Source organism: Kribbella sp. NPDC049227 (genome assembly GCF_043197265.1).
In the GTDB taxonomy this organism is placed as follows: domain Bacteria; phylum Actinomycetota; class Actinomycetes; order Propionibacteriales; family Kribbellaceae; genus Kribbella.
This window is the reverse complement of record NZ_JBICST010000002.1, coordinates 918,875-931,139: the sequence shown is the minus strand read 5'-3', so window position 1 is coordinate 931,139 and position 12,265 is coordinate 918,875. Positions and strand designations below refer to the sequence as shown.

General features: G+C 68.3%; 10 protein-coding genes. 6 read left to right on the top strand and 4 right to left on the bottom strand.

Going from position 1 to position 12,265, the window contains the following annotated elements; all coding sequences use genetic code 11:
* Nucleotides 1–81: 81 nt before the first annotated feature.
* Entirely contained in the window at nt 82–501 is a 420-nt protein-coding gene (locus tag ACGFH6_RS11195) for a hypothetical protein (RefSeq protein ID WP_393382583.1), read from the bottom strand.
* Nucleotides 502–527: 26 nt separating this feature from the next.
* Nucleotides 528–1,730, bottom strand: coding sequence for an ROK family transcriptional regulator (locus ACGFH6_RS11190; RefSeq protein WP_393382581.1), 1,203 nt, complete (start codon nt 1,728–1,730; stop codon nt 528–530).
* Between the two features lie 117 nt (nt 1,731–1,847).
* Here ACGFH6_RS11190 and ACGFH6_RS11185 point away from each other — a divergent pair, with 117 nt between their 5' ends.
* From ACGFH6_RS11185 to ACGFH6_RS11160, 6 genes are all read left to right on the top strand, one after another.
* A complete protein-coding gene (locus ACGFH6_RS11185; protein WP_393382579.1) occupies nt 1,848–2,780 on the top strand; it encodes an ROK family protein in 933 nt (310 codons plus the stop codon).
* Nucleotides 2,781–2,811: 31 nt separating this feature from the next.
* Nucleotides 2,812–4,524 carry an ABC transporter substrate-binding protein gene (locus tag ACGFH6_RS11180; RefSeq protein ID WP_393382577.1) on the top strand — a complete coding sequence of 571 codons (1,713 nt, stop codon included), beginning with the start codon at nt 2,812–2,814 and terminating at the stop codon, nt 4,522–4,524.
* Nucleotides 4,525–4,570: 46 nt separating this feature from the next.
* Complete coding sequence (locus ACGFH6_RS11175) at nt 4,571–5,569, top strand: ABC transporter permease (protein WP_393382575.1); 999 nt, start codon at nt 4,571–4,573, stop codon at nt 5,567–5,569.
* Nucleotides 5,570–5,655: 86 nt separating this feature from the next.
* Nucleotides 5,656–6,594, top strand: a complete 939-nt coding sequence (locus ACGFH6_RS11170; protein WP_393382574.1) for an ABC transporter permease — start codon at nt 5,656–5,658, stop codon at nt 6,592–6,594.
* Nucleotides 6,569–7,567, top strand: a complete 999-nt coding sequence (locus tag ACGFH6_RS11165; RefSeq protein ID WP_393382573.1) for an ABC transporter ATP-binding protein — start codon at nt 6,569–6,571, stop codon at nt 7,565–7,567. The genes ACGFH6_RS11170 and ACGFH6_RS11165 overlap by 26 nt, the downstream gene beginning before the upstream one ends.
* The gene (locus ACGFH6_RS11160) at nt 7,564–8,622 is read left to right on the top strand and encodes an ABC transporter ATP-binding protein (protein ID WP_393382571.1); all 1,059 of its coding nucleotides are present in this window, start codon (nt 7,564–7,566) and stop codon (nt 8,620–8,622) included. Before ACGFH6_RS11165 ends, ACGFH6_RS11160 begins: the two co-directional genes overlap by 4 nt.
* On the opposite strand, the gene ACGFH6_RS11155 is transcribed toward ACGFH6_RS11160, so the two are convergent.
* Nucleotides 8,619–10,400 (bottom strand): ABC transporter ATP-binding protein, encoded by a 1,782-nt coding sequence (locus ACGFH6_RS11155; protein WP_393382569.1) that lies wholly within the window; start codon nt 10,398–10,400, stop codon nt 8,619–8,621. The two genes, ACGFH6_RS11160 and ACGFH6_RS11155, sit on opposite strands and share 4 nt — an antisense overlap.
* Nucleotides 10,393–12,216, bottom strand: coding sequence for an ABC transporter ATP-binding protein (locus ACGFH6_RS11150; protein ID WP_393382567.1), 1,824 nt, complete (start codon nt 12,214–12,216; stop codon nt 10,393–10,395). The genes ACGFH6_RS11155 and ACGFH6_RS11150 overlap by 8 nt, the downstream gene beginning before the upstream one ends.
* Nucleotides 12,217–12,265: the final 49 nt, after the last annotated feature.

Below are 12,265 nucleotides of genomic sequence, written 5' to 3'. Positions count from 1 at the left end.
CATAGACTCCGGCCTCGACCAGATCACCGTCATCGACAGGAGATCCACCCGGAGATCAACCCAGGGTTGGAGAAACGCGGGTCAGTCGCTCTCGTCCAGCCGGAGCTGGAGAAGTTGTGCGAGCGGCATCGACTCACCATCGCGGGCGCCCAGGCCGACGGTGATCGGCGGATCGGACGGCAGGATGCGTACACCGAGGAGCCGGGCGCTCAGGCTGGCCGGCGTACCGAGGATGTAGAAGTTGCCGTCGGCGTCGGTGCCGAGCGAGCGGTTGCGGCGTAGGTACCAGCCAGTGATGCCGGTGCGGTAGCTGGCTCCCGAGCCGGTGACCTGCGCCCGCAGCGGCTGTGGCTCGATGCCCCGTTCCTTCATCGTCCGGACGAAATCGGTCAGCAGCGCACGGGCCTGCGCGGTCTCGGCGGCCTTGCGGCGTTCGAGCGCTGCGGCGTGGATGGCGGCTGCCTCCCGCCGTTCCTCGCGCCAACTCGGCTGACTGTCCACCTCGCCAGCCTAGTTGGCCCCGGACGTCAGGCTGTGGCCGGCTGAGCTATCCGGCCCAGCAGGTGTTGCCAAGCACGGTCAAGGCCGGCGGCGATGCATCCGGCCACGACTGTGTCTGCCGCGAGCACGCTCATCTTCACTTCCGGCATGACCGGCGAGAGCAGGCGCAACTGCTCGACGACCGCATCGAGGAAGCCCGGTGCCTGCCCGATGCCACCGCCGAGCACGATCAACTCGGGGTCGACGACGGCGATGACACTGCACACCGCCTTCGCCACGAGGAGTGCCTCTTCGGTCACCACGGCGGCCGCGATCACATCGCCTCGCGCCGCCGCCGCGAACACCTTCGCTGCCGATGTCGCACCTCGCACGCCCGCACGCCGAGCGGCCCTGACCACGGCCGCGGCTGATGCCGAGGCGTCGAAGCTGCCCCGCTTGCGTGCATCCCGCGCATCGCTTCCGCTGCCTTCGGTGAACGGAAGGTAACTGATCTCGCCCGCCACACCGTGGAAGCCGTGCCGGAGCTTGCCGTCGAGCACCAAGCCCATGCCGATGCCCGTACCGACGGACACGAACGCGAAGCTGTCGACATCGCGGCCATGACCGTGGACCCGCTCGGCCAGGGCCGCGGCGTCGACGTCGTTCTCGATCATCAACGTCGGGCCGAACCGCTCACGCAGCGCCGGCAACACCGCCGGCGAGTCCCAACCCGACAGGCGCCCGGTCAACGTCAGAGTGTCGCGCTTCGGGTCGTAGACACCCGGGCTCCCGATCACGGTCTGGGTCAGCTGCGACGCGGTGATGCCTGCTTCGTCCAGCAGTGTCGTGGCGAGGTCGGCGAGCTCCTGAACCCGGGCCATCTCCCGCACCGCCTTGGTGCGCACGCTCAGCCGGCAACGCACAGTCCCGCGCAGATCCGCGATCGCTCCGCGCAGGAACTCGCGCCCGACGTCCAGTCCGAGAACGAATCCTGCCTCCGGGCGTACGTCGTACAGTCGCGCGGCCGGACCGGGGACCCCGGTCCGCTGGCCGGACGCATGCACCAACCCGCCGCGTTCTATCGTGGCCAGGGCCGCGGAGACTGTCGGCTTCGACAGACCGGTCAGCGCGGCCAGCTCCGTCCTCGACACCGGCCCGGACCGCCGGATGTGCTCCAGCAGCACCTGCTCGTTGATCGCGCGAATCAGCTGCGGGCGGGCTGCGGCGGCACCTCCGGCGACAACCGTCACGTCGGTCTCCTTCAGGTCGCGAATTGGTCAAGCTGCGAGTTGGGCCTTGTGCCCGCCAGGATTGTTAAGTTAGTTTCCTAACGATTCTATTGGACGGCACGGTGGAGTTGCCAGCCCATGATTCCCACCCCGGTTGTGCTCGGTCTCGACTTCGGCGGGACGAAGATCGCCGTCGCGGTCGGCGACCTGTCCGGCCGGCGTCTCGGCACGACCACCATCGACAGCCTGGCCGAGGCGGGAGCCGAGGCCGCGATGCGCCGCGGTCTGACCGCGGCCCAGGATCTGTTGACGGCTGTCGCTCCGGACAGGGAGCTCGCGGCGGTCGGCGCGGCGACCCTCGGGATCCCGTACGACGACCACGTCGAGCTCGCGCCGACGTTTCCCGGCTGGGGTGAACTCCCCTTCGGGCGGATGGTGCGGGAGGCGTTCCCCGACGTACCTGTCCGGCTCGGGACCGACGTGAAGGCCGCGGCCGCCGCCGAGGTGCGGTGGGGTGCGTTGGCCGGTTGCGATCCGGGCATCTACCTCAACCTCGGCACCGGCCTGGCGGTGGCGATCGTTGCCGGAGGCACGGTGATCTCCGGTGCGCACCGAGCGTCCGGAGAGATCGCGTACAACGTGCGGACCGCCGCGGATGTTTGGATCGAGCCGGCGCAGCGCACGATCCTCGAGGATGTCGTCAGCGGCCAGGCACTCGAGGCAACCGGCAGCACCCGGCTCGGACAGCGGGTATCGGCGGCGGACGTTTTCACCAGGTCGGCGACCCAGCCGGACGCCGCCGTCCTCACCGACGAGTTCAACCGCGAGTTGGCGATGCACGTCGTCAACCTCGCCATCGCCCTCGACCCGGCCCGCATCGTCGTCGGTGGCGGCCTGGTCGGTTCCTGGGACCGGATCGGTCCAGAACTGCGCCGGGCACTCGACGCGGCCGTCCCGTTCCCACCGGAACTGGAGCTGGCCCGGTTCCCTTCGGACGCGCCGCTGGTGGGCGCACTCGCCCTCGGAGTCGAGGCCGCGGGTGCGGTCCTCGGTGCGGAGGCATTCGCATGACCATGAGATCGAGGAGTGAAAGGCAGAGACGATGAGGGGCATCAAACGGATCGCCGTCGCCACCATGGCGGTCGGCATACTGGCCGCTGCGGGCTGTGGCGGCGGTGACAAGCCGATCGGGAGTGCGTCCAGCAACCCGTCGTCCTCGACGAGCAGCGGCGGCAGCACCGGGCAGTTCAAGAAGGGTGGAGTCGTCACGATCGCCAACGTCGGCGGTCAGACGTGGCCATGCCAGTTCAACCCGTTCAACCCGTCGGTCAACGGCGTGGCGGGCGGCTTCGTCTACGAGCCCCTGGTCTTCGTCAACGTGCTCAAGAGCGGTGCCACCACGCCCATGCTGGCCTCGGCCTTCACCTGGTCGCCGGCCAAGGACTCGATCGTCTTCACCATCCGCGACGGCGTGAAGTGGAGTGACGGGCAGCCGTTCAGCGCCGACGACGTGGTCTACACGTTCAACCTGATGAAGCAGCAGCCGGCCCTCGACCTGTACGCACTGTGGACCGGCGCCGGACTGACCAGCGTCACCGCGGCCGGCAACAAGGTCACACTGAAGTTCAAGGCAGCGGCGGAGCCGTACTTCTTCAACTTCGCCAACCAGGTCAACATCGTGCCCAAGCACATCTGGTCCACCGGTGAACCGGCGTCCAAGCCGGCCACCTGGGCGGATCCGAAGCCGGTCGGCACCGGGCCGTTCACGGTCGAGTCCTGCAGCAGCAACAACATCACCTACGCCGCCAACGGCACCTACTGGCAGCCGGGCAAGCCGTACCTGTCGAAGGTGCAGTACCCGGCGTACCTGGACAACAACCCGGCCAACCTCGACCTGGCCAGCGGCAAGGCGCAGTGGGGTGGTCAGTACATCCCGAACATCGACAAGTTCTACAAGTCGAAGTCACCGGACAACAACTACTGGTTCCCGCCGACCGCGAACGTGGCGCTCGTGCCGAACAACGACCCGTCCCGCCCGGCGACCAGCAAGCTGGCGGTCCGGCAGGCGATCGCCTACGCGCTCGACCGCGAGCAGATCTCGAAGATCGGTGAGAGCGGCTACCAGCCGGCCGCGAACCAGACCGGTGTCGTCACCCCGACCTTCGACAAGTACTTCGACAAGGACGCGCTGACGGCGGCCGGCTACGACAAGCCGAACCCGGAGAAGGCCAAGCAGTTGCTGGCCAGCGCCGGCTACACCGCGTCCAACCCGCTCAAGCTGAACGTCATCAGCGTCACCGGCTACACCGACTGGGACGCGTCGCTGGCGGTCGTCAAGCAGCAGCTCGCCGCGGTCGGGATCGAGCTGACCACGCAGGACCTGCAGCAGCAGTCGTACAACCAGAAGCTCTACACGGGTGACTACGACCTGGCGTACTCCAGCCTGTCCGGCGGACCCTCGCCGTACTACGAGCTGCGGCAACTGCTGTACTCGAAGAACACCGCACCGGTCGGCAAGCAGGCCAACAGCAACTACTCGCGCTACATCAATCCCGAGGTCGACAAGCTGCTGGACCAGTACGCGAGTGCCGACGCCGACACCCAGGTCAAGCTGATCAAGCAGATCTCGGGGTACATGATCAAGGACGTGCCGCTCATCCCGACCACCGAGTCGGTCGACTGGTACCAGTACAACACCACGGACATCGAGGGCTGGCCGACGCAGGACAACCCGTACGCCCAGCCGGCGCCGTACAACATCCCGGACGCCGGGCAGGTGCTGACGAACCTGTACTCGAAGTCGGCCCAGAAGTAGTTAAGGAAGGAAGCGTGGCAAGAGTGAGCACGAGGAGCTGGTGGTCGTGCGGTACCTGATACGTCGTCTCGGGTTCTTCGTGCTCACTCTCTGGGCGGCGATGACGCTGAACTTCTTCATCCCGCGGATGATGCCCGGCAGTCCGGAGGAGGCGCTGCGGGAGCGCCTCAGCAAGGGCGGCTCGGTCGTCACGCCGGAGCAGTTGCGCACGGTGCTGGCCGAGTTCGGCTTCGACCCGGACAAGAACATCGTGTTGCAGTACGGCGAGTACCTCAAAGCGATGGTCACCGGGCACTGGGGCGTGTCGGTCGGCAGCAGCCTCGGTGTCCCGGTGACGACGCTGATCGGCGACGCGCTGCCGTGGACCCTCGGCCTGGTCGGCATCACCACCGTGCTGGCGTTCGGGATCGGCACCCTGATCGGCACGATCGCCGGCTGGCGGCGAGGCGGGCTGATCGACGGGGTCGTGCCGCCGATGTTCATCGTCACCTCGGCGCTGCCGTACTTCTGGGTGGCGCTGCTGCTGATCTCGTTGTTCGCGATGGGCAGCAATCCGGTCCTGCCCAACGACTTCAACTACGATCAGGGACTGACGCCCGCGTTCACGCCGGAGTTCGCCGGCAGCGTGCTCAAGCACGGCATCCTGCCGGCCGCCACCATCCTGATCACCGCGGTCGGCGGCTGGATTCTGACCATGCGCAACAACATGGTCACCACGCTGGCCGAGGACTACGTCCGGATGGCCCGCGCCAAGGGCATCCCGAGCCGGAAGATCATGTTCGGCTACGCCGGCCGGAACGCGTTCCTGCCGAACCTGTCCGGGTTCGCGATGTCACTCGGCTTCGTCATCTCCGGCGTGATCCTGGTCGAGTACGTGTTCAACTACCCCGGCCTGGGTTACATGTTCTACAACGCCACGGTGAGCACCGACTATCCGTTGCTGCAGGCGCTGTTCCTGCTGTCGACGCTGGCCGTCCTGATCTGTGTCCTGCTCTGCGACTTCGCGGTGTTCCTGCTCGACCCACGAGCCCGGACGAAGGGGTAGTTGCCAGTGAGTGAGCGAAGCGAAGTCACCATCAAGCACAGCTGCTCATCGCGCTTATCGGCGCCCGCAGCGAAGCGAGGACGTCGATGAGTGCGATCGTCGCCGGCACCGCACCGGCCGCACCGAGTGTGACCCGCCGCCCGCGGGGCGGCATCTTCCGGGCCGTCCTGCACAACCGCAAGGCCATGGTGGGGGCGGCCTTGCTGCTGCTGTTCGTCCTGCTCGCCGCCGTTCCGAAGCTCTTCGTCCCGTGGCTCAAGGGCGACCCGCAGGCGATCGGTGACCTGCCGCTGCAGGGCCCCTCGTCCGCGCACTGGCTCGGCACCACCGGCCTCGGCCAGGACGTGTACGCCGAACTGATCTACAGCACTCGCGAGTCGTTGATCATCGCGGTCGTCGCCGGCCTCGGCGCCACGATCCTGGCCGTCGTCATCGGGGTCTCGGCCGCCTACCTCGGTGGCGCCGCGGACAACGTGCTGTCGATGATGACCGACATCTTCCTGGTGCTGCCGACGTTCCCGCTGATCATCGTGCTGGCGACGTACGCCGGCAAGGGCAACCTGACCGTGATCATCGTCGTGCTGATCCTCACCGGCTGGTCGTACGGCGCCAGACAGATGCGCGCGCAGGCGCTGTCGCTGCGCAACCGCGACTTCCTCGAGTCGGCCCGGGTCCGTGGCGAACGGCGGTCGTACATCATCGTGGTCGAAGTGCTGCCGACGATGATCTCGCTGATCGTCGCGAACTTCCTCGGTGCCGCCTTGTACTCCGTCCTGACCGCGGCCGGCCTGCAGTTCCTCGGGCTCGGCGATCCCAACTCACTGAGCTGGGGCACGATGCTCTACTGGGCGCAGAACCAGGGCGCCCTGGTGAACGGACTGCCCGCGTGGGCGCTGTCGCCCGGCCTGGCGGTCGCGCTGCTCGGTGTTTCGTTTGCCCTGCTCAACTATGCGTTCGACGAGATCAGCAACCCCGCACTGCGGCCGGTTCGGAGGCGACGTGCCAAGTCAGCAGCCAATTCTTGAGGTCCGCGATCTCACCGTCGAGTACGACACCGGCGACCGCCCGGTCGTCGCGGTCGACTCGGTGGATCTCGACGTACACGCCGGTGAGTTCGTCGGGGTGGTCGGCGAGTCGGGCTGCGGCAAGTCGACGCTGCTGTTCGCCATCGCCCAACTGCTGAGCCCACCGGCGGCAATCACCGGCGGCAGCGTGCGTTTCCAGGGCCAGGATCTCGTCGCGATGAACGAGAAGAAGCTGGCCGCGTTGCGCTGGCGGGACTACTCCGTGGTGATGCAGAGCGCGATGAACGCGCTCAACCCGGTGAAGAGCATCGGCAGCCAGTTCCGCGACGCGATCATGGCTCACGACGAACAGGTCGACGACGGCCGCCCGGCCGAGGTGATGCGGATGGTCGGCATCGACCCGATCCATCTCAAGAGCTATCCGCACCAGCTCAGCGGCGGGATGCGGCAGCGGGCCATGATCGCGATGGCGCTGCTGTTCACCCCCGACCTGATCATCATGGACGAGCCGACCTCGGCCCTCGACGTGGTCGCGCAACGATCCCTGATGGTGCAGATCAAGGAACTGCAGCGGCAACTCGGCTTCGCGGTCGTCTTCGTCACCCACGACATGTCGCTGATCAGCCACTTCTCCGACCAGCTGATGGTGATGTACGCCGGTCAGGTCGTCGAGTTCGGCGCCACGCGCGCGGTCTTCGACCATCCGGCACACCCGTACAGCAAGGGTCTGCTCGACGCGTTCCCGTCGATCCGGGGCCCGAAGCAACCACTGACCGGGATTCCGGGCAGCCCGCCGAACCTGGCCAGCCCACCGAGCGGCTGCCGCTTCCATCCGCGCTGCCCGGTGGCGTTCGAGGACTGTCCCAAGATCGAGCCCGAGCTCTACCAGGTGGGTCCGATCCAGGCGCGCTGCCTGCTGCACGCCCCAGGCCAGACCCGCCCGGCCGAGCCCGTCCAGGAGGTGACGTCATGACCGATATCAGTGTGGACTCCACGTCGTCGACCGTCCAGGACTCGGTGGCGTCGACGGCGCCGCTGCTCGAGACCAAGAAGCTCACCCGTCACTTCCGCGTCGGCCGCGGGCTCTCCCGCCAGATGCTGCACGCGGTCGACGACGTCGACCTCACCATCGATCGGCAGGAGATCGTCGCGCTGGCCGGGGAGAGCGGCAGCGGCAAGAGCACGATCGCCCGGCTGCTCGCGGGTGTGTACCAACCGACGAGCGGCGAGATCTACTACCAGGGCCGGCCGCTGTCGAGCATGCGGTCGCGCAAGGACCAGCTCGCCTACCGCGGCGACGTACCGATGGTGTTCCAGGATCCGTTCAGCTCGCTCAACCCCGCGTTCCGCGTCTCGCACGGCATCCTGCGCAGCCTGAAGCTGCACCGCCCGGAGCTCACGCGGGCACAGCGGTTCGAGGAGGCAGAACGCGTCGTCGAGGCAGTCGGCCTGTCCCCCGCCGGCGACATCATGCACCGCTATCCGTATGAGCTCAGCGGCGGGCAGCGGCAACGCATCGGCTTCGCCCAGGCGCTGGCGCACAAACCCAAGCTGATCCTCGCCGACGAGCCGGTCTCCATGCTCGACGTGTCGATCCGCATCGGCCTGCTCAACCTGATGAGCGAACTGCGCGAGACCCAGGGCGTGTCGTTCCTCTACATCACCCACGACATCGCGAGCGCGCGGTACGTCGCCGACCGCCTCGCCATCATGTACGCCGGGCACATCGTCGAGTCCGGCCCGGCCGAGTCCGTGCTGGCCAACCCCAAGCACCCGTACACCGACCTGTTGCTCGGCGCGGTCCCCGACCCACGGGCACCGCTGACTGCCGCCGTCGAGGGCGACACCGGTGAACCACCGAAGGTCATCGACCCCACCCCCGGCTGTCGCTTCCGCTGGCGCTGCCCGCTCGTCGTCGACGAGTGCCACCGGACGACCCCGCTCCTGCGCATCCTCGGCACCGACCACGAGGCCGCCTGCCACGTCGCCGAGCCTGACGCGGAGGTCAAGGTCCAGGACCGGGTCTAGCGGTAGGCGCGGGCCTGGAGTTCGAAGAGTTCGGCGTAGCGGTGGCCCGCGCCGAGGAGGTCCTCGTGCGTGCCGACCTCCTCGACGCGGCCGTTGTGCATGACCACGATGAGGTCGGCCATGCGGACGGTCGAGAAGCGGTGGGAGACGAGGACGGTGATGCCGCCGGTCTCGGTGGCCGCGATCTTCGCGGCGGCGGCGTACTGCTCGTAGAGGCGGTGCTCGGCCTCCGGGTCCAGAGCGGCGGTCGGCTCGTCGAGGAGCAACAGCAGTGGGCGCTCTCGCATGAACGCCCGGGCCAGCGCGAGTCGTTGCCATTGGCCACCGGACAGCTCGACGCCGTCGGTGAACTTCTTGCCCAGCTGCGTATCCAGCCCGCGCGGCAGCCCGGCGACGACGGACTCCGCGTCGCCTCGCGCGACCGCGGCGCGGACGGCCGCCTCGTCGGAGGCCCGGTCGACGTCGCCCAGCCCCACGACGTCGCGGGCCGCCAGCTCGAACTTGACGAAGTCCTGGAACCCGGCCGACAGCTGTGACCGCCAGGCATCCGGTGAGATCGTCGACAGCTCCACGCCGTCGACCAGGACGCGCCCGGTCGTCGGGTCGTACATCCGCGCGAGCAGCTTCACCAGTGTCGTCTTGCCCGCGCCGTTCTCCCCCACCAACGCGACCGCCGACCCTGCGGGCAGACTGAGACTGACATCGGTGAGTACGGCGGAATCCGTGCCAGGGTAGGAGAATCCGACGTTCCGCAGCTCGATGCCGGACACGAGCCGGGCCGGTGCCGCGGTCGTGCTCGACTTCCAGGAGTTCTCCTTCGCGTACGTGCGCAGCCAGTCGTACCGGCTGAAGCTCCGCACGACCTCGCCCACCCAGTACACGTTCCGCGCGATCCCGCCGGTCATCTGATCCACCTGCGGCGCCAGCAGCAGCACGAGTACGACGTCGCCCGCCGTCTGCTGCCCGTTCCGGGCTCGCGCGATGATCCACACCACGGCCGCGGCGTACGCGAGACCGAACACGAGGCGGACCGACCCGTCGACCTTGCCGCCCCACCGCGCCGCCGCGACTCGGCGCCGGAAACGCTCCGTCTGCAACGCGAAGATCCTGTCCAGCAGCACCTGCCCGAGCCCGAAGACCCTCAGCTCGAGGCCTGTCCGCGGGTCCTTCGCCACCTCGATCAGCCGGTCGATCAGGCGCTCCTGAGGCATCGAGTCCTCCCACGCCTTGTGCTGCCGCGTGCTGCTCAGGTACGCCGACCAGATCCGTGACGCACCGAGCAGCGGGAGGATCAGCAGCAGCGGATTCACCGACCCCAGCAACCCGAGCACGGTCACCGTGTTGGCGATCGTCGCGAACGCCCACAGCAGCACCTCGGCGCCGACGCCCATCCGCCATGCACGTTCACGCACCAGCTCCAGCCGGTCGGCGACGTCCGGCCGCTCGTGATGCGTCAACCCTGGAATGCCGGTCGTCACGTCCAGCAGGTCGGCGTGCACGCGACCGGCCATCCGCTCCTGCGCGGTGTCCTGCAGCGGCCAGCCCACGACGTCGGCGACGAACGAGACGGCCAGCGCACCGACGATGATGCCGATGCCGAGCGCGATCGTGCTCGACTGGTCTCCTGCGATCCCGTCGACGAGCCGGCTGACGCCGTACGTCTGCAGCGGGGCGGTGACCGCTCGGGCCGCGACGAGCACAGCCGAGATCGTCATCAGCAACGGAGCGGCCCGGAACGACGTCGACAGCCACAGCCAGCAGATCCGGAGGCTACGCATCGAGGACCTCTCTGCCCGCCTTGTCCGAGGACGTCACGTAGCGCTCGGCCTGCAGGCGGAACATGGCCGCGTACGTCCCACCCTTGTCGAGCAGTTGATCATGCGTGCCGTCCTCGATGATGTGGCCGTCGGCCAGCACGCAGATGCGATCCGCGTTGCGGACGACCGAGAAGCGATGCGAGATGATCAGCGACGCCACGCCCGACGTCAGCTCCAGGTACCGCTCGACCAGCTCAGCCTCGGCTCGTACATCGAGTGCCGCGGCCGGCTCGTCCAGCACCAGCACGCCGGCGCCCGCGTGCACGGCGAATAGCGCACGCGCCAGCGCGATCCGCTGCCATTCACCGCCGGACAGGTCGACGCCGCCGTCGAACGTCTTGTCGAGCACGGTGTCCCAGCCCTCCGGCAGCCGGCGTACGACGTCGTCGATGCCCGACTCCCGGGCGACCTTCGCCAGCCCGACCTCGTCGTCGACGCGCTCGACCGCGCCGAACGCGACGTTGTCGGTCACCGACAACGGGAAGCGGAGGAAGTCCTGCACGATCGCGGCGATGCGCCGCTGCCAGGCGGTCAGGTCGATGTCGGCGAGGTCCACGCCGTCGACCAGGATCCGGCCCGTCGTCGGCCGGTACGCGCCACCGAGCAGCTTCACGAGAGTGGACTTGCCGGCCCCGTTGACGCCCACCAGCGCGAGTGCTTCGTGCGCACGGATCGTGAGGTTGAGGTCGCGGAGTACGTCGACGTCTGAGCCCGGGTACCGGAAGCTCACGTTCTCGAAGCGGACCTCGCGGGCCGGCATCGTCTCGACGCGGTGCCTGGTCGTCGCGCGCGGCTCGGGATGACGCTCGGCGATCGTCCCCGGCAGTCCCTTCATCGCCCGGTACGCCGACAACCCGCGCCGCACCTGCACGACGCCGTACCCGTTGCTCGACACCCCGATGGCCAGGATCGCCGGAACCGTGGTCGCGACCTCGGTCAACGGCAGGTCGCCGTTCAGCGCGGCACGGCCGGCCAGCAGGATCGCCAGGCCGTTCGCAGCCAGGTGCAGGCCGCCGGTCAGGATCGACCACTTCACGTTCCTGCGGCGGCGTTCCCAGACCGGGCGGAAACCCGCGGTCCACTCGCGGACGTACCGCTGGACCAGCCAGTTGTGGAGGCCGAAGACGCGCAGCTCCTTCGGCGCGTCGCGCATGCCGAGGTCGAACAGGTAGTTGGCCCGGCGCTGCTCCTCGGTGTTGCCCCACCACACGTCGATCTCGCGCTCGATCAGGCGGCCGCCGTACCACTCCAGCAGGAACGTGACCGCGACCAGCATCGCGGCGACCGGCCACGAGAACATCACGCCGACGATGACCGCCGAGCCGATCAGGGTGACCCGGCTCGCGAGCAGCCACGGCAGGTTGCCCAAGCCCTGCGCGAGATGGAAGCCACCCTTGCCCTTGGCCCGCTCCTGCACATCCAGCACCTCGGTGTCCTCGAGATGCGCGATCCGGCGCGGACGGAGCAGGGGCTCGGTGATGCCGGTGCCGATCGCCCGGGTGAGCGCCGCGTCCATGATCAGCGTCGCCACCTGGTGGATCGCGGGCGTCAGACTCTCCAGGACGAACACCACCAGCAGTCCGCCGAGCAGCCAGCTGAACTCGGTCATCGGCATCGCTCCGGGCGCGTCGTCGATCACCCCGGGAACGGCGCCGACCACGCGGCCGGTGAGCAGTACGACGGCCATGCCCAGCAAGGAGCCGAGCACCGCCAGGCTCATCGTCAGGGCGGTGCTCCAAGGTGCAACACGCAGGGCGTACCGCAACAGGGTCAGCACTTGACCGACCGTAACGGGGCCCACCGACAAAAACATCCGAGTTTCACAG

Excerpts from the sequence above, each read along its gene's own strand:
- ACGFH6_RS11185 (WP_393382579.1), top strand. The coding sequence starts at position 1,848 with ATGATTCCCACCCCGGTTGTGCTCGGTCTCGACTTCGGCGGGACGAAG.
- ACGFH6_RS11180 (WP_393382577.1), top strand. The coding sequence starts at position 2,812 with ATGAGGGGCATCAAACGGATCGCCGTCGCCACCATGGCGGTCGGCATA.
- ACGFH6_RS11170 (WP_393382574.1), top strand. The coding sequence starts at position 5,656 with ATGAGTGCGATCGTCGCCGGCACCGCACCGGCCGCACCGAGTGTGACC.
- ACGFH6_RS11160 (WP_393382571.1), top strand. The coding sequence starts at position 7,564 with ATGACCGATATCAGTGTGGACTCCACGTCGTCGACCGTCCAGGACTCG.
- ACGFH6_RS11155 (WP_393382569.1), bottom strand. The coding sequence starts at position 10,400 with ATGCGTAGCCTCCGGATCTGCTGGCTGTGGCTGTCGACGTCGTTCCGG.